Raw genomic sequence first — 22,339 nt, 5'->3', positions numbered from 1 at the left:
ATGGCAAGACAGCGTGCGGGTTTGGCCTGGCTGGGTGTGTGTATGGCGTCACTGCTGACGGCTTGCTCCCAGGGAGAAGGCTTTTCCGACTTGGATCAGTATATGGCAGAGACCCGGTCTAAGCCCCGGGGCCATGTAGAACCGCTTCCTGAGTTTAAAGCCTATGAGGCGTTCAGCTACTCTGCGGCGGACCGACGTTCGCCGTTCGAGGTTCCCATTGAGGTTCAGCTGACCATGGTGGATCAGGTTCCTGAAAGCAATGTGGAGCCGAACCTCGATCGCCCCAAGGAAGTGCTTGAGAACTATGGGTTGACCGAGCTGAAGATGGTTGGAACCCTGCGAGGCACTGGCGGAGATCTCTTTGGTTTGGTCGCCGACAGTGACGGTGGCATCCACCGAGTTCGGGCTGGCAACTATATGGGGACCAACTATGGTCGGATCATTGGCGTTAATGATAGCCGTATTGAACTGATCGAAATTGTTCCCAATGGCCGGGGAGGCTGGGTTGAGAGGCCTCGCTCCTTGTCTTTGGACGAGGAAGAAGGCTAAGGAGCGGCAAAGATGAACAATGAAGAAAAAATGCATGAAAATAACAGGTTAGGGTCGAGGCTAGCGATGTTCAGAAAACTCAATGTATACGTCGGCGCGGTAGCTATGGGATTGTTGTCAGGCCTGGCCCACGCGGTCACGCTGGAGGACGTGTCATTTTCATCGCTGCCAGGAGACCGGACTGAGGTAACACTCAAGTTTGATGGGCAGCCCCCTGAGCCCACCGGTTATACCATCGAACGACCTGCACGAATCGCTGTTGATCTGCGGGATACCCAAAGTGGCCTGGACAGCCGCAGCGTGCCCCTGGGTAATGGGAATACCCAAAGCATGACTGTGGTTGAGGCGGATGATCGTACCCGCCTGATTTTTAACCTGGCCGAGCTGCAGCCCTATACGACAACCCGTACCGGCGACTCCATTGTCATGGTGATCGGCGCTGAGAGCGGGGCCGGTGCGGCGGCGTCGAACCAAAGCCAAGCTCCGATGCGAACGTCTCCGCCTGCGCGCTCCTCTGGCCTGGCCGGTATCGATTTCCGTCGCGGTGGTGAAGGTGAAGGGCGTGTGATTGTTGAACTGGGTGATGCGAGCCAGTCTATCGACCTTTCCGAGTCCGCGGGCAAGATTCGCCTGGTTCTGGATGGCGCGACGGTTCCCCAGGAGCTGCGTCGGCGCTTGGACGTTACGGATTTTGCGACCCCGGTTACCCGGATTGATACCTTCATGGAAGGTGGGAATGCGGTGGTCGAGATTCGTCCGGAAGGAAACTACGATTACATCGCGTTCCAGTCTGGTAGCCAATTCACTGTCAGCGTTGAGCGTCTGACTGAGGAAGAGGCTGAGTCTCGCCTTGAAGACAAGTTCCCGTACACCGGTGAGAAGCTGTCCCTGAACTTCCAGGATATTGAAGTTCGCTCAGTTCTGCAGTTGATCGCTGACTTTACCGGCCTGAACCTGGTGGCCAGTGACACCGTAGGCGGCAGCATCACGCTGCGACTGCAAAATGTGCCTTGGGACCAAGCGCTGGACCTGATTCTGAAGACCAAAGGGCTGGATAAGCGCCAGATTGGCAATGTATTGCTGGTTGCCCCGGCCGATGAAATCGCCGCGCGGGAAAAGCTCGAGCTTGAAACCAATAAGCAGATTGCTGAGCTGGCGCCGGTTCGTCTGGATATCATCCAGGTGAACTATGCGAAAGCTGCAGACATCGTGTCGCTGATTCAGGCGGATGCAGAGCTGATTTCCGAGCGGGGGTTCATTTCCTCCGATGTACGTACCAACACCATCAGTGTTCGCGAAAGCGCCGAGAAGCTGGATGAGATTCGCCGCTTGGTGAGCACTTGGGACGTTCCGGTTCGTCAGGTACTGATCGAGGCCCGAATTGTTCGTGCGCAGACTGACCTGGCTGAAGAGATCGGGATTGAGTGGGGCATCGAAGGCCGCGGCAATGCCAATGGCGGTGACAACAATATTGTTGTGGGCGGTTCCCGTGGTGGGCTTGGTAGTGCCTTGGTTGGGCTGCCGACCGATCTGAACGTAGATCTCGGTGTGACTCGCAGTAATACCTCCTCCATTGCCTTTGGCTACATTGGTACGGACTTCCTGATAGATATGGAACTCTCTGCCTTTGAAAGCGACGGTCAGGCGGAAATTGTGGCTCAACCGAAAGTGGTGACGGCGGATCGCCAGACAGCCAAGATTAAGTCCGGTGAAGAGATTCCTTACCAGGAAGCGTCCTCCAGCGGTGCAACCTCTGTGTCCTTCAAAGAGGCCGCGCTGTCGCTGGAAGTGACTCCGCAGATTACTCCGGATGACAAGATCATCATGGATCTGACGGTAAATCAGGACTCTCGTGGTCAGGAAACCGCGGGTGTACCGAGCATCAACACCAACGAAGTAACCACGCAGGTGCTGGTGCGTAATGGTGAGACGGTTGTTCTGGGCGGAATCTTCCAGTCAGAGACCGCAACCACCACCGTCAAAACGCCGTTCCTGGGTGACATACCATACCTCGGCGCGCTGTTTACCAAAAATACCCGAATTGATGAGCGTAGCGAGCTGCTTATCTTCATCACGCCCAAGATCTTTGAAGGCGACCTGATCGACTGATCAAGGAGCGGGATTGGAAAGCCGCTGGGAAACTGGCGGCTTTTTTTTGCCTCGAAAATGACGGTTACCGGATTGCCTGTGGCCTGTGATATTCTCAGCCGCCACGTGAGGTGAGAGTTAATAACATGTCGTTGCCCAAAAGAGTGGTTCTGGTCGGCCCGATGGGGGCAGGAAAGAGCACCATCGGCCGGTTGCTGGCTCGCGAATTGGGATACCAGTTCCTGGACTCAGACCGTTTGATCGAAGAGCGCTGTGGCGCCAATATCCCCTGGATTTTTGATGTGGAAGGGGAGGACGGCTTTCGTCAGCGTGAAACAGCCATGCTTGCTGAGTTGGCGGAAACCCAGGGAACTGTGGTTGCCACCGGAGGCGGGGCTGTTATGAAGTCTGAAAACCACGCCTATTTGCGCAAAGATGCCAAAATCGTTTACCTGCGCACCTCCATTGAGCAGCAGGTCGAACGCACCCGTAAAGACCGTAATCGCCCACTGTTGCAAAACGATGACCCAGAGGCAGTTTTGCGGAACCTCTTTGCTGTCCGGGACCCCATCTATCGCCAGCTCGCCGACATCGTCATGCATACCGACAGGAAAAGCCCCAGGCTTGTGGTTCGCCAGGTAATGAACCGGCTGAACCCCAAAACCCCCCGCCACAAGCGAAAGGTAAGGAAGGAAGGCCGAGACCATGCATAGTCCTCGACAGGAGCTTCGTGTTGATTTGGGTGAGCGAAGCTACCCCATAGTGATTGGCCCATCGTTGCTGGGGCGAGAAGATCTTACTCCGTACGTGGCTGGGGAGCAGGTGATGATCGTTTCCAATGAGACGGTGGCCCCCTTGTATCTGGAGGCGGCAAAAGCTTGTTTTCCTGGTAAGACGGTCGATGCGGTGGTGTTGCCCGATGGAGAAAAGTACAAGGATTGGCAGACCCTGAACCTGATCTTTGATGCGCTGCTGGAGCGTCGGCATTCCCGCAAAACCACCTTGGTAGCCTTGGGTGGTGGCGTTGTTGGCGATATGACGGGCTTTGCTGCAGCATCCTATCAGCGTGGCGTGCGATTTATCCAGATCCCCACCACGCTGTTGTCCCAGGTGGACTCATCAGTGGGAGGGAAAACCGGGATCAATCACCCGCTCGGAAAAAATATGATCGGGGCGTTTCACCAGCCAGAGGTGGTGCTGATCGACACGGATACCCTGAGCACACTCCCTGACCGGGAAGTGTCGGCGGGGCTGGCGGAAGTGATCAAATACGGGCTTATTCAGGATGTCGGGTTTCTGGCTTGGCTCGAAGAGAATATCGACTGCCTGATTGCGCTGGACGGCGATGCGCTGGCTGAAGCCATCTATCGTTCCTGCGCCTGCAAAGCGGGTGTGGTCGCAAAAGATGAGCGCGAAGGTGGTCTGCGGGCGATCCTGAATCTTGGGCATACCTTTGGTCATGCGATTGAGACCTATGCCGGTTATGGTACCTGGTTGCATGGAGAGGCTGTCGGGGCGGGCATGCTGATGGCGGCCGACTTGTCGGTCAGGCTCGGCCGGCTTGATGAAGAGTCCCGCGACCGGGCTCGGGCGCTGATCTTGAAAGCGCGATTGCCAGAGTCTGTGCCAGCCGGGATGGAACCCGATGACTTCAGGCAGTTGATGGCCGTTGACAAGAAAAATGTCGACGGCACCTTGAGATTGGTGCTCCTCGATGCACTTGGTGATGCAGTTATTGTGTCAGACGAGGGCTCACCGGCATTGGCTGAAACCTTGCAGTATTTCTGTCAGTCCTCTTAGTAGTGATTCGGGCGGTGTTGGAACAGTCACCAGGCGGGGTTTGAATGGACGCGGCATATCCACCGGGAGAAGGGCTGGAAAGCGGGGGGCTATTCCCTCGTCTGCAGGAGCGCTTTGGTCTTCGGGAAGACCCGATGGCAATGGAAAGCCCCTTTTTTCCCGAAGCCCAGCGTCAGCATGCCCTTGAATCTCTGCGCCACCTGTGTGGGTTCGGTGATGTTGCGCTGCTCCTTACCGGGGCTCGGGGCGCCGGTAAAACGCGGCTGCTTGCTGAATTGGTTCGTAGTGAGTCGGCGCGCCTGAATTTTCACTTCCTTGACGCTGCTGCGCTGACCAGCGCCCAGGCGTTGGCGAAGAAACTGTTGAGCATCGCCCGTCAGCAGCTGGTGCCGGGCAGTTCTGCTCGCGATGCGATCTATGGTTTTTTCCGCTGGAGTGAGGCGGCTACCGCTAAAGGGCGTCGTCTTGTTCTGTTGATTGATAATGCGGACCAGGCGCCCCCGGAGTTGATTCGTTTGATGGTTGCTGCATTTCAGGCGGCCAATTCCCCCTCAGCGGCGGTGCCATTATTTTCGGGTAATGAGTCGCTGGCGGACCTGCTCGGACTCACCGATGCGTTGACGCAGGCCGGGGTTCACCAGATTCAGTTGCACCCGCTTAGCCCGCAAGACATTGTCGGCTATTTCGAACCCCGCATCATCAAGGCTGGCGGGAAGACGGGCGACCTGCTCCGGCCCGCTACGGTGCAACGCATCCATCGTTTGAGTCAGGGGAGCTTCGGGCGCTTGAAGCGTGTTGCTCCGGCGGTTTGGCTAGGTCTGGCTGAGGGTTCTCCTGCCAAGAAGGCGGGGACCTTTCCTGTCCTACGCGGGATTGGCCTGGTGTTTTTGCTGCTGGCTTTGTCATGGTGGTTGGTGTCGGAGCAGTACGACGAAGGCAAGGTGCTTCCCCAGCGGGCAGCGTCTGTTGAAGAGCTGCCGGAACGGGCTACTATCACGTTGGGACCGGGCAGCCCGCTGGAGCTTGACGTAGACAATGGTGTGCCGGGGGTTGTGCTCTCAACGAGTATCGATGACCCTTCTGCAGAGCCAGAGCCAGAGCCAGAGCCAGAGCCAGAGCCAGAGCCAGAGCCAGAGCCAGAGCCAGAGCCAGAGCCAGTGTCAAAAGTTGCCACCGTCGACTCGCCGCCAGCGCCGTCCGTCCAAAGTGCGTCGCCTGAGGCTGTCAGTGAGCCTTCCGAGGGATTCGAGCCCGGACGTCCAGACCGCTTTGTACCTGTCGCAATTCTCAGTGGCAAAGTCGGCTATACCGCCCAGTATATTGCTGGTTATGAGGAAAGTACGGCACTGCAGTTTATGCAGGATCACAGCGATGTGCCTTCTCTACGATACACTCGAACCCTGCGGGATGGCCGTGGCTGGTTTGTGGTATTCTTTGGTGAGTTTTCCGGGTACGAAGCCGCGCGCTCCGCGCTTTCCCGTCCGCCTGCAGGGTTGGAGGGGCTTCAGCCCTGGATTCGGAAGCTGGCCGATATCTGATTCCCGCCTGAAGCCCAACAAAAAAACCTCCAGGGCGCCCTGATCAGGGCAAAGCCAGCCGTTCAGGCAGGTTTTATTGCCCCTCAAATTGCATCAAAATTTGAGTACGTATTTCTACGTGTGTAAAATAGCCAGCCCCCATTTTCAGCGTCAGAGGGTTATTTTAGGGTTTTCCATTCTTAACTCTTTGATTGAAAAGCATTTATACGCGAGAGAACGCTTATGATGACAGGTTTGTATCATCCCGATGAATTCAGGGACAACTGTGGATTCGGTCTTATCGCCCACATGAAGGGCGAGGCGAGTCACAAGTTGTTGCAAACTGCCATCGAGTCGCTGACCTGCATGACCCACCGAGGTGGTATTGCTGCAGACGGTAAGACTGGCGATGGCTGTGGCCTTCTGATTCAGAGCCCGGACGCATTCTTGCGCAAGGCGGCAAAAGCCGCCTTTGGCACGGAGCCTGGCGACATGTTTGCGGTGGGTCAGATTTTTCTGAGCCAGCAAGCGGACAAAGCTGCGGCGGGTCGTGCTGCACTTGAAGCACGGCTGGTAGAGCAGGGCCTGGAAGTTATGGGCTGGCGGGAAGTGCCCATCGATAGCGAGTGTCTGGGCCCGATGGCTCTGGACTGCCTGCCTCGGATTGAGCAGGTGTTTGTTGGACCTGCGGGTAAAACCGAGCGCGAATTTGCGATTGCACTGTTTGTCGGCCGTCGTTATGCCGAACGTGATATGGCGGACGACCAGGATTTCTACATTTGCAGCCTTTCCCACCGGACTCTGTCCTACAAAGGGCTGATGATGCCAGCGGATCTGGCGTCGTTCTACAAGGATCTGGGTGATCCCGAGCTGGAAACCGCGATCTGTGTTTTCCACCAGCGCTTTTCCACCAATACCATGCCCCGTTGGCCACTGGCTCAGCCATTCCGCTACCTGGCGCACAATGGTGAGATCAATACTGTCCAGGGTAACCGCAGCTGGGCGTTAGCCCGTGCGGCAAAGTTCAGCTCACCGGAGCTGCCGGACCTGCAGACCCTGCAGCCGCTCGTTAACCTGACCGGATCAGACTCCTCAAGCATGGATAACATGCTGGAGATTCTGCTGGCCGGCGGTGTTGACCTGTTCCGTGCGGCACGGATGATGATCCCACCAGCCTGGCAGAACGTGGATACCATGGATTCCGACCTGCGGGCCTTTTACGAATACAACTCCATGCATATGGAACCGTGGGATGGTCCGGCCGGCCTGGTGCTGTCCGATGGTCGTTATGCCGTCTGTATGCTCGACCGTAACGGTCTGCGCCCTGCGCGCTGGGTCATTACCAAAGACGATTTCATTACCCTGGCTTCCGAAATCGGCACCTACGGCTACCAGCCTGACGACGTCGTTGCCAAGGGCCGTGTTGGGCCGGGCCAGATGTTGGCCATCGATACCGAGACCGGTGAAGTTCTTCACACCAAAGATGTCGACGATCGTCTGAAAACCGCCCAGCCGTACAAGCAGTGGTTGCGTGAAAATGGCTTGCGGGTCGAGGCGACCCTCAACCAGGCCACACCTGAATTCAAACTCATGGAAACCGATGAGTTGCTGGTTCACCAGAAGACATTCATGGTGTCCTTCGAGGAGCGTGACCAGGTGCTGCGCCCCCTCGCTGAGAGTGGTCAGGAAGCGGTGGGCTCTATGGGTGATGACACGCCAATGGCGGTGTTGTCGAGCCGGGTGCGCCATGTTGCTGATTATTTCCGTCAGAAATTCGCTCAGGTAACCAACCCGCCGATCGATCCCCTGCGGGAAGCGATCGTCATGTCCCTGGAAACCTGTCTCGGGGCGGAGCGAAATGCTTTTGAGGAAACGCCGGATCACGCCAACCGGATTATCCTGTCCACGCCCGTACTGTCGCCTGCGAAGTTCCTGAGGATCGTCAATAACGAACGCCCGGGTTTTGAGGTGGCTACCCTGCGCTTGAGCTACCGACCGGAAGTCGGTTTGGAACAGGCCATTCGCAATGTGTGTGATGAAGCCGCGCAGGCGGTGCGTAATGGCAAGGTGTTGCTGATCCTTTCCGACAAGGACCTGGTTGAAGGCGAGCTGCCGGTCAACGCTGTGATGGCGACGGCTGCCGTTCATCATCACCTGGTCGAGCAAGGCCTGCGTTGCGATTCCAACCTGATTGTGGAAACCGGCTGGGCCCGTGACCCTCACCAGTTTGCCGTGCTGTTCGGTTTTGGTGCAACGGCGGTCTATCCGTACCTTGCCTATCAGGTTATGAACGATCTGATCCGCACCGGTGAGGTGCTGATGGACCCGATCGAAGCGAAGAACAACTATCGCAAGGGTATCAACAAAGGGCTGCTGAAGATCCTGTCGAAGATGGGCATCTCGACCATCGCGTCCTATCGCGGTGCGCAGTTGTTCGAAGCGATTGGTCTCTCTGACGAAGTGGTTGAACTCTGTTTCAAGGGCGTGGCCAGCCGCATCCAGGGCGCAGGCTTCTACGACTTCCAGCAAGATCAGGAAGCGCTCGCTGCGGTTGCCTGGAAGCGTCGCAAGCCGATTTCACAGGGCGGTCTGTTGAAGTATGTCCATGGCGAGGAATACCACGCCTTTAACCCGGACGTGGTTCGTACCCTGCAGGATGCGGTGACCAGTGGTGATTACGGGCAGTATCAGGAATACGCTGCTCTGGTAAATGAGCGTCCGGTGGCAACCCTTCGGGATCTTCTGGGTTTCCGTCAAGGTATCCAGCCTGTCGACCTGAGTGATGTCGAGCCGGTAGAAGCCATTTTCCCCCGCTTTGACTCCGCGGCTATGTCCCTCGGGGCACTGTCGCCAGAGGCCCATGAGGCTTTGGCGGTTGCCATGAATACACTGGGTGGGCGCTCTAACTCCGGTGAGGGTGGTGAAGACTCTGCCCGCTATGGCACTGAGCGCCGTTCAAAGATCAAGCAGGTGGCTTCTGGCCGTTTCGGTGTGACCGCAGAATACCTGCGTAGCGCGGAAGTCATGCAGATCAAAGTGGCCCAGGGCGCCAAGCCTGGGGAAGGGGGGCAGCTGCCGGGTGGTAAGGTCAACGACCTGATCGCGCGCCTGCGCTACTCCGTGCCGGGCGTAACACTGATTTCGCCGCCACCTCATCACGATATCTATTCCATTGAGGATCTCGCCCAGCTGATCTTTGACCTCAAACAGGTCAACCCGGAGGCACTGGTATCGGTCAAGCTGGTTTCTGAGCCCGGTGTTGGCACGATCGCCGCTGGTGTGGCGAAAGCCTATGCGGACCTTATTACCATTTCCGGCTACGACGGTGGTACCGCGGCCAGCCCACTGACCTCGATCCGCTATGCGGGTTCCCCGTGGGAGCTGGGTCTGAGTGAGGCTCAACAGGCGCTGCGCTCCAACGATCTGCGAGGCAAGATCCGGCTGCAGACTGACGGTGGTATCAAAACCGGTCTGGACGTGGTCAAGGCGGCCATTCTCGGTGCCGAGAGCTTTGGCTTTGGCACCACGCCGATGGTTGCGTTGGGTTGTAAATATCTGCGTATCTGTCACCTGAACAACTGCGCCACCGGTGTTGCGACCCAGAATGATTATCTGCGGGAGGAGCATTTCAAGGGCACGGTGGACATGGCGATGAACTTCTTCAAGTTTGTTGCTGCAGAAACCCGTGAGTGGATGGCCAGGCTGGGTGTTCGCACCCTGGAGGAACTGGTGGGTCGGGTGGACCTGCTGGAGATGCTGCCAGGCCAGACCCCGCGTCAGCAGAAGCTGGACTTGATGCCGCTGCTGTCCAATGATCATGTGCCGGCAGACAAGCCGCATACCTGTCAGGTTGAGCGTAACGTGCCATTTGACGAGGGTAAGCTGGCTGAGCAAATGGTGGCTGACATGGCCGCTGCAATCGCCAGCAAGGCCGGTGGTACCTGGTCCTATAAAGTCACCAACTGCGACCGCTCTATCGGCGCTCGTCTGTCTGGTGAGATTGCTGCTCTCCACGGTGACCAGGGGATGGCAGATGCGCCTATCACGCTGGAACTCACCGGGACGGCTGGCCAGAGCTTCGGGGTCTGGAACGTTGCTGGTTTGAACCTGAACCTTGAAGGCGATGCCAACGATTATGTTGGTAAAGGTATGACCGGTGGCAAGCTGGTTATCCGTCCTCCGAAAGGCAGCAGCTTCAAAACCCAGGAGACCTCGATTGCTGGTAACACCTGTCTCTATGGGGCAACCGGCGGTAAATTGTTTGCAGCTGGAACTGCGGGTGAGCGCTTCGCGGTTCGCAACTCCGGTGCCCATGCGGTTGTTGAAGGGGCTGGTGATCACTGCTGCGAATACATGACCGGCGGTTTGGTCACCGTGCTGGGCGCAACCGGCCATAACTTTGGCGCGGGCATGACCGGCGGCTTCGCTTATGTACTGGATGAGCACAACACCTTCGTGGACCGCTACAACCACGAACTGGTGGAGATCCAGCGCATTTCCAGCGAGGACATGGAGCCGTATCGCAACTACCTGCGCAGCGTGATCCGTGAGCATGTGGCTGAAACCCAAAGTGAGTGGGCTGCCCACATTCTTGACAATTTCGATGACTACATTGGTCGTTTCTGGTTGGTTAAGCCCAAGGCGGCTAACCTCCGGAGCCTTCTGGCCAGTACCCGAGCCCGCCCGGAATAACTCGGCGTAAAGACAGGGACGGGGTGACCGGGTTCGAGGCGCCCCCATCGAAATTGAGATGATGAGAGCATCATGATGAAAGAACGTTTGAGTAACGACTTCCAGTTTGTAGAGGTTGGCCGTGTTGATCCGGCCAAGGTGCCGGCCAAGAAGCGCAAGAAAGAATTCGGCGAAATCTATCAGCCGTTCAAGCCGGACGATGCGTCCACCCAGGCGCATCGTTGTCTGGCCTGTGGTAACCCATATTGTGAGTGGAAGTGCCCGGTTCACAACTATATTCCGAACTGGCTCAAGCTGGTCTCCGAAGGCAACATCCTGAAGGCTGCAGAGTTGTGCCACCAGACCAACTCGTTGCCGGAAGTCTGTGGCCGTGTTTGTCCGCAGGACCGGCTCTGTGAAGGGGCGTGTACCCTTAACGATGGTTTTGGGGCAGTAACCATCGGGTCTGTGGAAAAGTACATCACCGATACTGCCTTTGCGCTGGGTTGGAAGCCGGACATGTCGAATGTCCAGTGGAGTGACAAAAAAGTTGCGGTGATTGGTGCGGGTCCGGCTGGGCTGGGCTGTGCCGATGTCCTGGTTCGCAACGGCGTCAAGCCGGTGGTGTTTGATCGTTACCCGGAAATCGGTGGCCTGCTGACCTTCGGAATCCCTGAATTCAAGCTTGAGAAGTCGGTCATGAGTCGCCGGCGTCAGGTCTTTGAGGAAATGGGGGTGGAGTTCCGCCTGTCGACGGAGATCGGCAAGGACGTCATGCTCGAGGACATCATTGATGAATATGATGCGGTGTTCATGGGCATGGGCACGTACAACTACATGAAAGGCGGCTTCCCGGGTGAAGACTTGCCAGGCGTGTACGACGCGTTGCCGTTCCTGATTTCCAATGTGAACCGTCGCCTGGGCTTCGAGAAGTCGGCCGATGAGTTCATCGACATGAAAGGCAAGCGCGTCGTTGTGCTGGGTGGTGGTGACACCGCCATGGACTGCAACCGTACGTCGATTCGCCAGCAGGCTTCAAGTGTGACCTGTGCCTACCGTCGTGACGAAGGGAACATGCCGGGTTCCCGCCGGGAAGTGGCCAACGCCAAGGAAGAGGGCGTGAAGTTCCTGTTCAACCGTCAGCCGATCGCCATCATTGGTGAAGATCAGGTCGAGGGTGTGAAGGTGGTTCAGACCCGTCTTGGTGAGCCGGATGAGAATGGTCGTCAGCGCCCGGAAGTGGTGCCGGGCAGTGAGGAGGTGATTCCTGCCGATGCGGTTCTGGTCGCCTTTGGCTTCCGTCCGAGCCCAGCCGACTGGTTTGGTGATCTGGGCGTGAAGACCGACGACTCCGGGCGTGTGACTGCTCCGGAAGCCGGTGAGTTTGCCTTCCAGACCAACAACCCCAAGATCTTTGCGGGTGGCGATATGGTCCGTGGTTCAGACCTTGTTGTTACTGCAATCTGGGAAGGTCGTGAAGCGGCAAAAGCGATGTTGGACTACCTGGACGTTTAATGGCGTCTGCAGCAACCCGGAGCGGGGTCACCCTGTTCCGGGTACGCGACTAAGGGCGAAGCGCACAAAAAGCGCTCCGCCCTTTTTTATTGGCGCAGAAACGCTATCATTGCAGCCTTAATCTGATGACCGAGACATTGACTATGACTGAGTTGAAGAACGACCGCTTTCTCCGGGCACTGCTGCGCCAACCGGTAGATCGGACGCCGGTTTGGATGATGCGTCAGGCGGGCCGCTATCTACCGGAGTACCGCGCAACCCGGGCCCAGGCAGGTGACTTCCTCAGCCTCTGTAAGAACGCTGAGCTGGCGTGCGAAGTAACGCTCCAGCCACTGGAGCGTTACCCACTGGATGCTGCCATCCTGTTTTCAGACATCCTGACCATCCCGGACGCCCTTGGTCTTGGGTTGTACTTCGAAACGGGTGAAGGCCCCCGTTTCCGTCAGACTGTCCGCACTGCGGCGGATGTGCAGGCGCTGCCGGAAATTGATTCCAGTGTCGACCTTGATTACGTCATGAATGCGGTTTCTACCATTCGTCGCGCCCTCAATGGACGGGTGCCGCTGATTGGCTTCTCTGGTAGTCCCTGGACCTTGGCAACTTACATGGTCGAAGGAGGCTCTTCCAAGGACTTCCGCGAAGCCAAGAAGCTGATGTACGCACAGCCGGAGGTCATGCATCAGTTGCTGGCCAAACTGGCGACGGCGGTTACGGATTACCTTAACTGCCAGATTCGGGCGGGTGCCCAGGCAGTACAGATCTTTGATACCTGGGGCGGCGCCTTGAGCACTTGGGCTTACCAGGAGTTCTCGCTGGCTTACATGAAGCAGATCGTTGATGGTTTGATCCGCGAGCATGAAGGTCGCCGGATTCCGGTCATCCTGTTTACCAAGAATGGCGGACAGTGGCTGGAGTCCATGGCGGATACCGGCGCAGATGCGCTTGGCCTCGACTGGACCACCGATATCGGCCAGGCTCGCCAGCGTGTTGGCGACCGGGTGGCCCTACAGGGCAACATGGACCCCGCGATGCTGTATGCCCCTCCGGCCCGTATCCGCGAAGAAGTGGCTGATATCCTCGCGCGTTTCGGAAATGGCAGTGGCCATGTGTTCAACCTGGGTCATGGCATCACGCCCGATGTTGATCCGGCCAACGCAGGTGCCTTTATCGAAGCGGTGGTTGAACTGAGTTCTGCCTACCACGTCTGAATGTCGAGGGTTGCTATGGAAGGCGACGGTGCTGGCAGCTATAGTCATTGAATTGTGACCAAGTGAATCAGGAGTCGTTGCTTGTCCCACCCTTCGTCGGAAAAACGCCGCTTTCACCGCATTCTGTTTGATGCCCCCTGTGACATTCATTGGCAGGATGCGGTTTGGTCGACAGAGGTTTTGGATATTTCGCTGAAAGGGTTGCTGGTCAAGCTGCCCCAGGAGTGGAATGTGCCTCTAAATGAGCCGTGTGAGGTGGTGATTCACCTGGATGGCCATGGTGCTGCGATTGTGATGGCAGTGGCTTTGCGGCATGTGGAAGGGGAAAAGCTCGGCTTCAAATGCCAGTATATCGACCTTGATAGTGCCACCCACCTCAGGCGTCTGGTTGAATTGAATCTGGGTGAGCCGGCATTGCTGGAGCGGGAACTCAATCACCTGATTGAGTCCTGATCCGCGTCTCCTGGTTCAGAGATCGTCCAGAGCCTGCAGCGCATCGCTCAGTTTGCTGACGGCGATCACTTTCATGTTTTCGATGGGTTTTCGCGGTACGTTGGCCTTGGGCACCAGTGCGCGGGTAAAGCCGTGCTTGGAAGCCTCGTAAACCCGTTCCTGCCCGCTGGGTACCGGCCGTATTTCCCCAGAGAGCCCAACCTCACCAAAGATGACCAGATCCTGGGGTAGGGCGCGATCCCTGAACGAGGAAACGATTGATGCCAGTAGCGCCAGGTCGGCACTGGTTTCGTTGACCTTGACGCCGCCGACGACATTCACGAAGACGTCCTGATCGGCTATATGCATGCCACCATGGCGATGCAGCACCGCCAACAGCATGGCTAACCGGTTCTGGTCCAGGCCAACCGCCACTCGGCGGGGGTAACCACCCTGCGCCACATCCACCAGCGCCTGGATTTCGATCAGCATGGGGCGAGTGCCTTCCCACACCACCATGACCACGCTGCCGGGCGCCGCCTCTTCACCGCGATTGAGAAAGATCGCGCTGGGATTTTTTACTTCCTTTAGCCCCTGTTCAAGCATGGCAAAGACGCCGAGCTCGTTCACGGCACCAAAGCGATTTTTGATCCCTCGGAGGGTGCGGTAGCGGCTGTCGCTGGAGCCCTCAAGCAGGATCGAGCAGTCGATCATGTGTTCCAGGACCTTGGGGCCGGCAAGGCTGCCATCCTTGGTGACATGGCCGACCAGGAACAGGATCGTGCCCGTCTGTTTCGCCATTCGAGTCAGGAACGCTGCGCTTTCCCGGACCTGGGAGACGCTGCCCGGTGCTGACTCAATGTCGCTGACGTGCATGACCTGAATACTGTCAACCACCAGGATGCGGGGTTTTTCGGTCTCGACAATCTGGACGATGCGCTCGACGCTGGTTTCCGACAGGATCTTCAGATCCCCGGTCGGTAACCCAAGTCGTTTGGCGCGCATGGCCACCTGCTGCAGTGATTCCTCACCGGTCACATACAGGGCGGGGTACTGGCCAGCAAGTTGGCAAACCGTTTGTAGCAGGAGTGTACTTTTACCGGCACCCGGGTGTCCGCCCATCAGGATGGCAGAACCTTCCACCAGGCCGCCACCGAGCACCCGGTCCAGCTCCTGCATGCCAGAGCTGATTCGGCTTTGCTCGCTAAGGCTGACCGAGTCCAGGCTTTGCACCGACGACAGGCTGCCGGCAAAGCCGTCGAAGCGGGCGCCCCGGCTGGCTTTGCCGTTTCCGGAGATGCCCCGTACTTCGCTGACGGTGTTCCAGGCCTGGCAGGCGGTGCACTGCCCCATCCACTTGGAGTAGTCGGCACCGCACTCTGTACAGACGTAAGCCGTCTTTGCTTTGGCCATGACTCAGGCGAGCTTCTTGTACTTCATGCGCTTGGGCACGATGGCGGAGTCACCTTTACGCTTCTTGAGGTCCTCATCGTATTCGCTGAAGTTGCCCTCGAAATAGACCACCTCACCATCATCCTCGAACGCCAGGATGTGGGTGGCGACCCGGTCGAGGAACCAGCGGTCGTGCGAAATGACCAGGGCGGCGCCGGGGAAGTTCAGAAGGGCTTCTTCCAGCGCGCGCAGGGTTTCTACGTCGAGGTCGTTGGTGGGTTCGTCAAGCAACAGCACGTTGCCGCCCTCTTTCAGCAGCTTGGCCAGGTGAAGTCGGTTGCGTTCCCCGCCAGAGAGGTTGCCCACCAGCTTCTGCTGGTCGGTGCCCTTGAAGTTGAACCGGCCCACATAAGCCCGGGAAGGCGTTTCGTAGTTGCCGACCTTGATGATGTCCTGGCCGTCGCTCAGCTCCTCCCACACGGTCTTGCTGCCGTCGAGGTCTCGCATCTGGTCGACGAAAGCCAGTTCAACGGTTTCGCCCACGGTGATGGTGCCGGAATCCGGCTGGTCCTTGCCGGCAATCATCCGGAAGAGGGTGGACTTACCGGCGCCGTTGCCCCCGATGATGCCGACAATCGCACCCGGCGGTACCCGCAGGGAGACGTTTTCATAGAGCAGTCGGTCGCCGAAGGACTTGCTGATGTTATCTACATCGATGACATTGTCGCCCAGACGAGGTCCGGGTGGGATGTAGAGTTCATTGGTTTCGTTGCGTTTCTGGAATTCCTGGGAACTCATTTCCTCGAAGCGTGCCAAGCGGGCCTTGCTCTTGGACTGACGGCCCTTGGCATTGGAGCGCACCCATTCCAGTTCGTGTTTGATGGCTTTCTGGTGAGCGGCTTCCTGCTTGGCTTCGATCTCCAGGCGCTTCTCCTTGGCTTCCAGCCAATTACTGTAGTTGCCTTCGTAGGGAATGCCGTGGCCACGGTCGAGTTCCAGTATCCAGCCGGCGACATTGTCGAGGAAGTAGCGGTCGTGGGTAATGGCGACCACGGTGCCGGTGTAGTCGTGGAGGAAACGCTCCAGCCACGCAACGGATTCCGCATCCAGGTGGTTGGTCGGCTCGTCCAGCAGCAGCATGTCCGGGCTGGACAGCAGCAGGCGGCATAGGGCTACCCGGCGCCGCTCACCGCCGGACAGGTTGCCAACTTTGGCGTCCCAGGCGGGCAGGCGCAGGGCATCTGCTGCGACGTCCAGCTTGCGTTCGATGTCGTGGCCTTCGCTGGCCTGAATGTAAGCCTCCAGCTCGCCCTGGCGTTTGGCAAGGGCGTCAAAGTCAGCATCTGGCTCGGCATAGGCCGCATAGACCTGGTCCAGTTCGGCGAGAGCGTCGTGAACGCCGGAAACCGCTTCATCAACGACTTCGCGGACGGTTTTGCTGTCGTCAAGCTGCGGTTCCTGGGGCAGGTAACCGACCTTGATGCCCGGTTGGGGGCGGGCTTCGCCAATGTAATCCTGGTCAACACCGGCCATGATGCGAAGCAGGGTCGATTTACCGGCCCCGTTGAGGCCGAGCACGCCGATCTTGGCGCCCGGGAAAAAGCTCAGGGAGATGTCCTTGAGGATTTCACGCTTGGGGGGAACAACCTTGCCCACGCGGTTCATGGTGTATACGTACTGAGCCATAGCTGGCGATTTCCTCTGGGTTGTGGGGCCTTGGTCGGACGTCTGGGTGGGTTCTGCCAATGTTGAAGGGCGGAAGCCTGACGTGGTTGAAGGCACCTAGTGTTCAATCAGGCATGTAAGGTAGCGAAAGCGCCCCGCTATAGCAATCCGGGAACACCGGGACAGAGCCCGTGCCTGTTGAGGGCTAAAGGGTGATTTTCCACCCCGGAATACGGTAGAATGTCCGGCCTTTTTTCCGGGAGCTGACGCTGGGCTGAAACCCGCCGGCATTTGCGGTTCCCGACCCGCTTTCTAACTAGGTCTGCTGGGCAGACGCAGCACTACAGGGGCAGCGCATCCATGTTTAATCGTGAAATGAAAATCGCCGGCTTTGACGACGAGCTCTGGAACGCCATGCAGGCGGAAAGCAAACGTCAGGAAACCCATATCGAGCTGATCGCGTCCGAGAACTACACCAGCCCGCGGGTTATGGAAGCCCAGGGCAGCGACCTCACCAACAAGTACGCGGAAGGCTATCCCGGCAAGCGTTACTACGGTGGTTGTGAATATGTGGATGTGGCAGAGCAGCTGGCGATTGATCGCGCCAAGGAACTGTTTGGTGCCGCCTACGCGAACGTTCAGCCCCACTCCGGTTCCCAGGCCAACTCAGCGGTCTTCATGGCGCTGGTCAAGCCGGGCGACACTGTACTGGGTATGAGCCTTGCCCACGGTGGACACCTGACCCACGGTGCCAGCGTTAACTTCTCCGGCAAGATCTATAACGCGGTTCAGTATGGCCTGAACCCGGAAACCGGACTGATCGACTACAACGAAGTGGAAGCGCTGGCGGTTGAGCACAAGCCCAAGATGATCATTGCGGGCTTCTCTGCCTACTCCCAGGCCCTCGACTTTGCTCGTTTCCGCGAAATTGCGGACAAGGTTGGCGCCTACCTGTTCGTAGACATGGCACACGTGGCAGGCCTGGTGGCGGCTGGCGTATACCCGGACCCTGTGCCTCACGCGCATGTGGTCACCACCACCACTCACAAAACCCTGCGTGGCCCCCGTGGCGGCCTGATCCTGGCGTGTGACGACGAAGACATTCAGAAGAAACTGAACTCAGCGGTATTCCCTGGTGGCCAGGGTGGCCCCTTGATGCACGTGATTGCTGCCAAGGCGATCTGCTTCAAGGAAGCCATGAGCGACGAGTTCAAAACCTACCAGCAGCAGGTTGTGAAAAACGCTGCTGCCATGGCCAATGTATTCGTTGATCGTGGGTATGACGTTGTTTCCGGTGGTACCACCAACCACCTGTTCCTGGTCAGCCTGATCAAGCAGGACATCACCGGTAAAGATGCGGACGCCGCCCTGGGCCGCGCCAACATCACGGTCAACAAGAATGCGGTTCCGAACGATCCACGTTCTCCGTTCGTCACCTCAGGCCTGCGTGTAGGTACCCCTGCAGTGACCACTCGTGGTTTCGGTGAAGCCGAGTGTCGCGAATTGGCAGGCTGGATGTGCGATATCCTCGATAACCTGGAAGACGACGCGGTGAATAGCCGGGTGCGTGAGCAGGTGGAAGCCCTGTGTAAGCGTTTCCCGGTGTACGCTGCCTAAGCTTTTACCTCCTGGGCGGCCACCTGAGGTGACGCCCGGCCCTTGAGGGAGTTCCAAAACATGCATTGTCCGTTCTGTGGTGAAGCCGATACCAAGGTCATTGATTCCCGCCTCGTGGCGGAAGGGGATCAGGTGCGCCGCAGACGGGAATGCCTGTCCTGCAGGGAGCGCTTTACCACCTTCGAGAGCGCCGAGCTGGTGATGCCCAGAGTCGTCAAGCAGGATGGCAGCCGCCAGCCGTTTGATGAGGAGAAGTTGCGCTCCGGTATCATGAAGGCTTTGGAAAAGCGCCCGGTCAGCATTGAGGAAATTGAAGCAGCGCTAAACCGCATCAAGTTCCGGTTGCGGGCCGCAGGTGAGCGGGAAGTGAAGTCCATGCAGCTGGGTGAAGAGGTTATGACCGAGTTGCGTCAGTTGGACAAGGTCGCCTACGTGCGATTTGCCTCGGTTTACCGCAGTTTTCAGGACATCAACGAATTCAAGGAAGAGATCGAACGCCTGTCAGTCAACGGTAACGACAGCCCGGACCCGGTGGACGTCGCCAAGGCTCTGGCTGGAGAAGGGAAAACTGTGCCAGCCAAAGGCAAGGCATGAGTAGCGAATTCGATACCCGGATCATGGCCCGGGCCATTCAACTGGCATGGCGTGGCCGATATTCCACGCACCCCAATCCCCGTGTGGGCTGTGTCATCGTCCGGGATGGTGACGTTGTCGGGGAAGGCTGGCATGAACGCGCCGGTGAGGCTCATGCCGAAGTTCACGCCTTGAGCCAGGCTGGCGCAGATGCACGTGGTGCGACCGCGTACGTTACCCTCGAACCCTGCAGTCATTTCGGACGCACGCCGCCGTGTGCCCGCGCATTGATTGAAGCAGGGGTTTCCCGTGTGGTTGTTGGTTCAACGGATCCCAACCCGGCGGTATCCGGTCGTGGCCTTGACCAGCTGCGAGAGGCGGGTATCGAGGTGGTTGAGGGTGTGCTGGCTGATGAGGCGCAGGCACTGAACCCCGGATTTATGAAACGGATGCGCACCGGCCGCCCTTATGTGCGTGTCAAAATGGCCGCCAGCCTGGATGGGCGGACTGCCATGGCCTCTGGTGAGAGCCAGTGGATTACCGGACCCGAGGCGCGTCAGGATGTGCAGCGCCTGAGGGCCATGAGTGATGCCATACTGACGGGCGTCGGTACCGTACTGAGCGATGATCCATCCCTGACGGTCCGGCGTGCTGAATTGGGCGATATTGGTGAAGCCACCGATCCGGCCAGGCAACCGTTACGGGTGATCGCCGATCGGGATGCGCGCACACCCACCACCGCCAAGATTCTGCGTGGCGGTCATATCCGGATATTCTGCGCGTCGGAAACTTTGCCGACGACACCGGCTCAGGACCTGGCGGCACTGGGGGTGAGCGTCAGTGGTGTGGGCTGGAAGGATAATGGAATTGATCTTGGCGAAGCGCTGGATGCGCTGGGTGAGCTGGGCATCAACGAACTGCTGGTAGAAGCGGGGCCGACCTTGGCTGGGACCTTCATCAGCGAACAGTTGCTTGATGAGCTCTGGCTCTATCAGGCGCCGGTTTTTCTTGGCAGCACCGGGCGCCCAACAGCGCACCTGCCACTGGAAAGCATGGCGAATAAAGTACACTGGCAAGTACGTGACCGGCGCCAGGTGGGTGCTGACCAGCGCCTGATTCTGACGCTGGCCTGAACGATTTGACTTAAATACACGGCTGCTGGCAAAGATAAGTCACGCCAGTTGGACGAAAGGGTGCAAACAGCATGGCACTGAACAGCATTGAAGACATCATTGAGGATATTCGTCAGGGCAAGATGGTCATCCTGATGGATGACGAAGATCGGGAAAATGAGGGTGACCTGGTGATGGCGGCAGAATTCTGCGATGCCGAGGCCATCAACTTCATGGCCAAATATGGCCGTGGCCTGATCTGTATGCCGATGACACGGAACCGTTGTGAGCAGCTGGGGCTGCCATTGATGGTCCAGAAAAATGCCTCTGGATTTGGTACCAAGTTCACCCTGTCCATCGAGGCGGCAGAAGGTGTGACAACCGGCATTTCTGCGGCTGACCGGGCCCGTACCGTTCAAGCTGCCGTTGCCAGGGATGCCAAAGCCAGTGATCTGGTCCAGCCTGGCCATATTTTCCCATTGATGTCCGACCCCGGTGGGGTACTCAGTCGTGCTGGGCACACCGAAGCCTCCTGCGACCTGGCTGCCCTGGCTGGCGTTGAGCCGGCTGGTGTTATCTGCGAGATCATGAACGATGACGGTTCCATGGCCCGGCGGGAAGACCTGGAAGCGTTTGCCGAGACACATAACCTCAAGATTGGCACCATTGCAGACCTGATTCATTATCGTACGACCAATGAGCGGACGATTGAGTGCGTGGAGCAATACGACCTGGATACGGAGTTTGGCGTATTCAACCTCCGTACCTACCACGATAGCATTCAGGGCGCGACCCATCTGGCCATGGTGAAGGGGGATATCTCCGCCGATGAGCCTGCGATGGTGCGGGTGCATATCACCGATACCCTGCGGGACCTATTGGGAGCCCGGCGCGAAGGCTCGCGTAGCTGGCCGCTGCACCATGCTCTGAAAGCGGTGTCGGAATCCGGCTGTGGCGTGGTGGTTCTGCTGAATAGTGCAGAGGACAGCTACGAGCTCGAGGACCGCATCCACGAATTCTTCGGCGGAGGCAGTTCTCCTGCGGTCAAAGGCCGCTCCGGTGTCTACTTTACCGTCGGCACCGGTTCGCAGATTTTGAAGGACATCGGGGTTGGCAAAATGCGCCTGCTGAGTGCACCCATCAAGTTTTCAGCGATCTCCGGATTTGATCTGGAAGTTGTGGAATACGTTCCTTATAACCCAAACTGACTAAAACCGGCCCTGTTCGATACGGGGCCATGACAGGAGCCAAACATGGCAGAGATCAATATTCTGGAAGGTGATTTTACTCAGTGCTCCGGCCGTTACGCCCTGGTGGTTGGTCGGTTCAACGAGTTTGTCGTTGAAAGCCTGGTTGATGGTGCGATTGATACGTTGCTCCGCCACGGTATCCCTGAAGACGATATCCTGGTGGTACGGGTGCCCGGTGCCTACGAAATGCCGCTGGCGGTCAAGCGTGTGGCTGAAACTGGCAACTACGATGCGATCATTGCGCTGGGTGCGGTTATCCGCGGCGGTACTCCGCATTTTGACTATGTCGCTGGCGAGGCCTCCAGTGGTCTGGGTGCCGTGAGCCTCGATACCGACGTACCGGTTGCCTTCGGTGTGCTCACCGTCGATTCCATTGAGCAGGCCATTGAGCGTTCTGGAACCAAGGCCGGGAACAAAGGTGCGGAAGCTGCGATTACCGCTCTGGAGATGGTCAGCCTGTTCAACAAGCTGGGTGAGTAATGAGCACCACTGACGATACCGCCGCCAAACCTGCCGGCCAGCCAAAGCCTGGAGAACGTCGTCGGGCCCGTGCACTCGCGATGCAGGCACTTTACCAGCGCCACTTCAGTAAGACGCCGGTGACTGATATCGAAGCGGAGTTTATGGTTGATAACGACATGAGTAACGTCGATACCGCCTATTTCCGTGACTTGCTCCGTGGTGTTCACCGTGAGCAAGACGAGCTCGACAAGCTGATTGAGCCGTTCCTGGACCGTCCCATCAAGGAAGTGGACGCCATTGAACTGGCGATCGTCCGTCTGGGTGCCTATGAGCTGAAGCACCGGATTGATGTGCCATACAAGGTGGTGATTAACGAAGGCATTGAAATGGCCAAGCGCTTTGGCGGTACTGAAGGCCATAAGTTCGTCAACAGCCTCCTCGACAAGTTGAGTGGACGTTTGCGGCTTGCTGAAACCCGTTCACGGTGA

The 22,339-nt window shown here is 57.9% G+C and carries 17 protein-coding genes; 15 read left to right on the top strand and 2 right to left on the bottom strand.

What is annotated here, in order from left to right:
* From BMZ67_RS15245 to BMZ67_RS15205, 9 genes are all read left to right on the top strand, one after another.
* The gene (locus tag BMZ67_RS15245; protein WP_092024286.1) at positions 1-549 is read left to right on the top strand and encodes a pilus assembly protein PilP; all 549 of its coding nucleotides are present in this window, start codon (positions 1-3) and stop codon (positions 547-549) included.
* 66 nt (positions 550-615) lie between these two features.
* On the top strand, positions 616-2,658 hold the full coding sequence (locus BMZ67_RS15240) for a type IV pilus secretin PilQ (protein ID WP_092025550.1): 2,043 nt from the start codon (positions 616-618) through the stop codon (positions 2,656-2,658).
* Positions 2,659-2,783: 125 nt separating this feature from the next.
* Complete coding sequence (aroK, locus tag BMZ67_RS15235; protein ID WP_092024284.1) at positions 2,784-3,350, top strand: shikimate kinase AroK; 567 nt, start codon at positions 2,784-2,786, stop codon at positions 3,348-3,350.
* Positions 3,343-4,437 carry a 3-dehydroquinate synthase gene (gene aroB / locus BMZ67_RS15230; protein ID WP_092024282.1) on the top strand — a complete coding sequence of 365 codons (1,095 nt, stop codon included), beginning with the start codon at positions 3,343-3,345 and terminating at the stop codon, positions 4,435-4,437. Before aroK ends, aroB begins: the two co-directional genes overlap by 8 nt.
* A gap of 44 nt (positions 4,438-4,481) precedes the next feature.
* Entirely contained in the window at positions 4,482-5,975 is a 1,494-nt protein-coding gene (locus BMZ67_RS15225) for an AAA family ATPase (protein WP_245750012.1), read from the top strand.
* Positions 5,976-6,197: 222 nt separating this feature from the next.
* Entirely contained in the window at positions 6,198-10,646 is a 4,449-nt protein-coding gene (gene gltB, locus BMZ67_RS15220; protein WP_092024280.1) for a glutamate synthase large subunit, read from the top strand.
* 75 nt (positions 10,647-10,721) lie between these two features.
* Positions 10,722-12,140 (top strand): FAD-dependent oxidoreductase, encoded by a 1,419-nt coding sequence (locus BMZ67_RS15215; RefSeq protein ID WP_092025544.1) that lies wholly within the window; start codon positions 10,722-10,724, stop codon positions 12,138-12,140.
* 143 nt (positions 12,141-12,283) lie between these two features.
* Complete coding sequence (hemE, locus tag BMZ67_RS15210; RefSeq protein WP_092024278.1) at positions 12,284-13,348, top strand: uroporphyrinogen decarboxylase; 1,065 nt, start codon at positions 12,284-12,286, stop codon at positions 13,346-13,348.
* Between the two features lie 81 nt (positions 13,349-13,429).
* Complete coding sequence (locus BMZ67_RS15205) at positions 13,430-13,801, top strand: PilZ domain-containing protein (RefSeq protein WP_092024276.1); 372 nt, start codon at positions 13,430-13,432, stop codon at positions 13,799-13,801.
* 15 nt (positions 13,802-13,816) lie between these two features.
* On the opposite strand, the gene radA is transcribed toward BMZ67_RS15205, so the two are convergent.
* Positions 13,817-15,193: a DNA repair protein RadA gene (gene radA, locus BMZ67_RS15200; RefSeq protein WP_092024274.1), complete on the bottom strand. Its 1,377-nt coding sequence runs from the start codon at positions 15,191-15,193 to the stop codon at positions 13,817-13,819.
* Positions 15,194-15,196: 3 nt separating this feature from the next.
* Positions 15,197-16,858, bottom strand: a complete 1,662-nt coding sequence (gene ettA / locus BMZ67_RS15195; protein ID WP_092024272.1) for an energy-dependent translational throttle protein EttA — start codon at positions 16,856-16,858, stop codon at positions 15,197-15,199.
* Positions 16,859-17,197: 339 nt separating this feature from the next.
* Between ettA and glyA the strand changes: the two genes are divergently transcribed.
* The 6 genes from glyA to nusB all read left to right on the top strand — a co-directional run bounded on the left by glyA (position 17,198) and on the right by nusB (position 22,339).
* On the top strand, positions 17,198-18,454 hold the full coding sequence (gene glyA / locus BMZ67_RS15190; RefSeq protein ID WP_092024270.1) for a serine hydroxymethyltransferase: 1,257 nt from the start codon (positions 17,198-17,200) through the stop codon (positions 18,452-18,454).
* A gap of 60 nt (positions 18,455-18,514) precedes the next feature.
* Complete coding sequence (nrdR, locus tag BMZ67_RS15185) at positions 18,515-19,048, top strand: transcriptional regulator NrdR (RefSeq protein ID WP_092024268.1); 534 nt, start codon at positions 18,515-18,517, stop codon at positions 19,046-19,048.
* Complete coding sequence (ribD, locus tag BMZ67_RS15180) at positions 19,045-20,160, top strand: bifunctional diaminohydroxyphosphoribosylaminopyrimidine deaminase/5-amino-6-(5-phosphoribosylamino)uracil reductase RibD (protein WP_092024266.1); 1,116 nt, start codon at positions 19,045-19,047, stop codon at positions 20,158-20,160. Before nrdR ends, ribD begins: the two co-directional genes overlap by 4 nt.
* 71 nt (positions 20,161-20,231) lie before the next feature.
* Positions 20,232-21,347: a bifunctional 3,4-dihydroxy-2-butanone-4-phosphate synthase/GTP cyclohydrolase II gene (ribBA, locus tag BMZ67_RS15175; RefSeq protein WP_092024264.1), complete on the top strand. Its 1,116-nt coding sequence runs from the start codon at positions 20,232-20,234 to the stop codon at positions 21,345-21,347.
* A 45-nt stretch (positions 21,348-21,392) separates the two neighbouring features.
* Positions 21,393-21,869, top strand: a complete 477-nt coding sequence (ribH, locus tag BMZ67_RS15170; RefSeq protein ID WP_092024262.1) for a 6,7-dimethyl-8-ribityllumazine synthase — start codon at positions 21,393-21,395, stop codon at positions 21,867-21,869.
* Positions 21,869-22,339 (top strand): transcription antitermination factor NusB, encoded by a 471-nt coding sequence (gene nusB / locus BMZ67_RS15165; protein ID WP_092024260.1) that lies wholly within the window; start codon positions 21,869-21,871, stop codon positions 22,337-22,339. Before ribH ends, nusB begins: the two co-directional genes overlap by 1 nt.

The sequence above is a fragment of the Marinobacter zhejiangensis genome, assembly GCF_900114775.1.
Classification (GTDB): Bacteria; Pseudomonadota; Gammaproteobacteria; order Pseudomonadales; family Oleiphilaceae; genus Marinobacter; species Marinobacter zhejiangensis.
The sequence above is the reverse complement of the archived record's forward strand: the minus strand, read 5'-3'. Positions and strand labels throughout refer to the sequence as shown.

Coding starts and splice junctions, on each gene's coding strand:
- BMZ67_RS15245 (WP_092024286.1), top strand. CDS start 1: ATGGCAAGACAGCGTGCGGGTTTGGCCTGGCTGGGTGTGTGTATGGCG.
- BMZ67_RS15240 (WP_092025550.1), top strand. CDS start 616: ATGTTCAGAAAACTCAATGTATACGTCGGCGCGGTAGCTATGGGATTG.
- aroK (WP_092024284.1), top strand. CDS start 2,784: ATGTCGTTGCCCAAAAGAGTGGTTCTGGTCGGCCCGATGGGGGCAGGA.
- aroB (WP_092024282.1), top strand. CDS start 3,343: ATGCATAGTCCTCGACAGGAGCTTCGTGTTGATTTGGGTGAGCGAAGC.
- BMZ67_RS15225 (WP_245750012.1), top strand. CDS start 4,482: ATGGACGCGGCATATCCACCGGGAGAAGGGCTGGAAAGCGGGGGGCTA.
- gltB (WP_092024280.1), top strand. CDS start 6,198: ATGATGACAGGTTTGTATCATCCCGATGAATTCAGGGACAACTGTGGA.
- BMZ67_RS15215 (WP_092025544.1), top strand. CDS start 10,722: ATGAAAGAACGTTTGAGTAACGACTTCCAGTTTGTAGAGGTTGGCCGT.
- hemE (WP_092024278.1), top strand. CDS start 12,284: ATGACTGAGTTGAAGAACGACCGCTTTCTCCGGGCACTGCTGCGCCAA.
- radA (WP_092024274.1), bottom strand. CDS start 15,193: ATGGCCAAAGCAAAGACGGCTTACGTCTGTACAGAGTGCGGTGCCGAC.
- ettA (WP_092024272.1), bottom strand. CDS start 16,858: ATGGCTCAGTACGTATACACCATGAACCGCGTGGGCAAGGTTGTTCCC.
- glyA (WP_092024270.1), top strand. CDS start 17,198: ATGTTTAATCGTGAAATGAAAATCGCCGGCTTTGACGACGAGCTCTGG.
- nrdR (WP_092024268.1), top strand. CDS start 18,515: ATGCATTGTCCGTTCTGTGGTGAAGCCGATACCAAGGTCATTGATTCC.
- ribD (WP_092024266.1), top strand. CDS start 19,045: ATGAGTAGCGAATTCGATACCCGGATCATGGCCCGGGCCATTCAACTG.
- ribBA (WP_092024264.1), top strand. CDS start 20,232: ATGGCACTGAACAGCATTGAAGACATCATTGAGGATATTCGTCAGGGC.
- ribH (WP_092024262.1), top strand. CDS start 21,393: ATGGCAGAGATCAATATTCTGGAAGGTGATTTTACTCAGTGCTCCGGC.
- nusB (WP_092024260.1), top strand. CDS start 21,869: ATGAGCACCACTGACGATACCGCCGCCAAACCTGCCGGCCAGCCAAAG.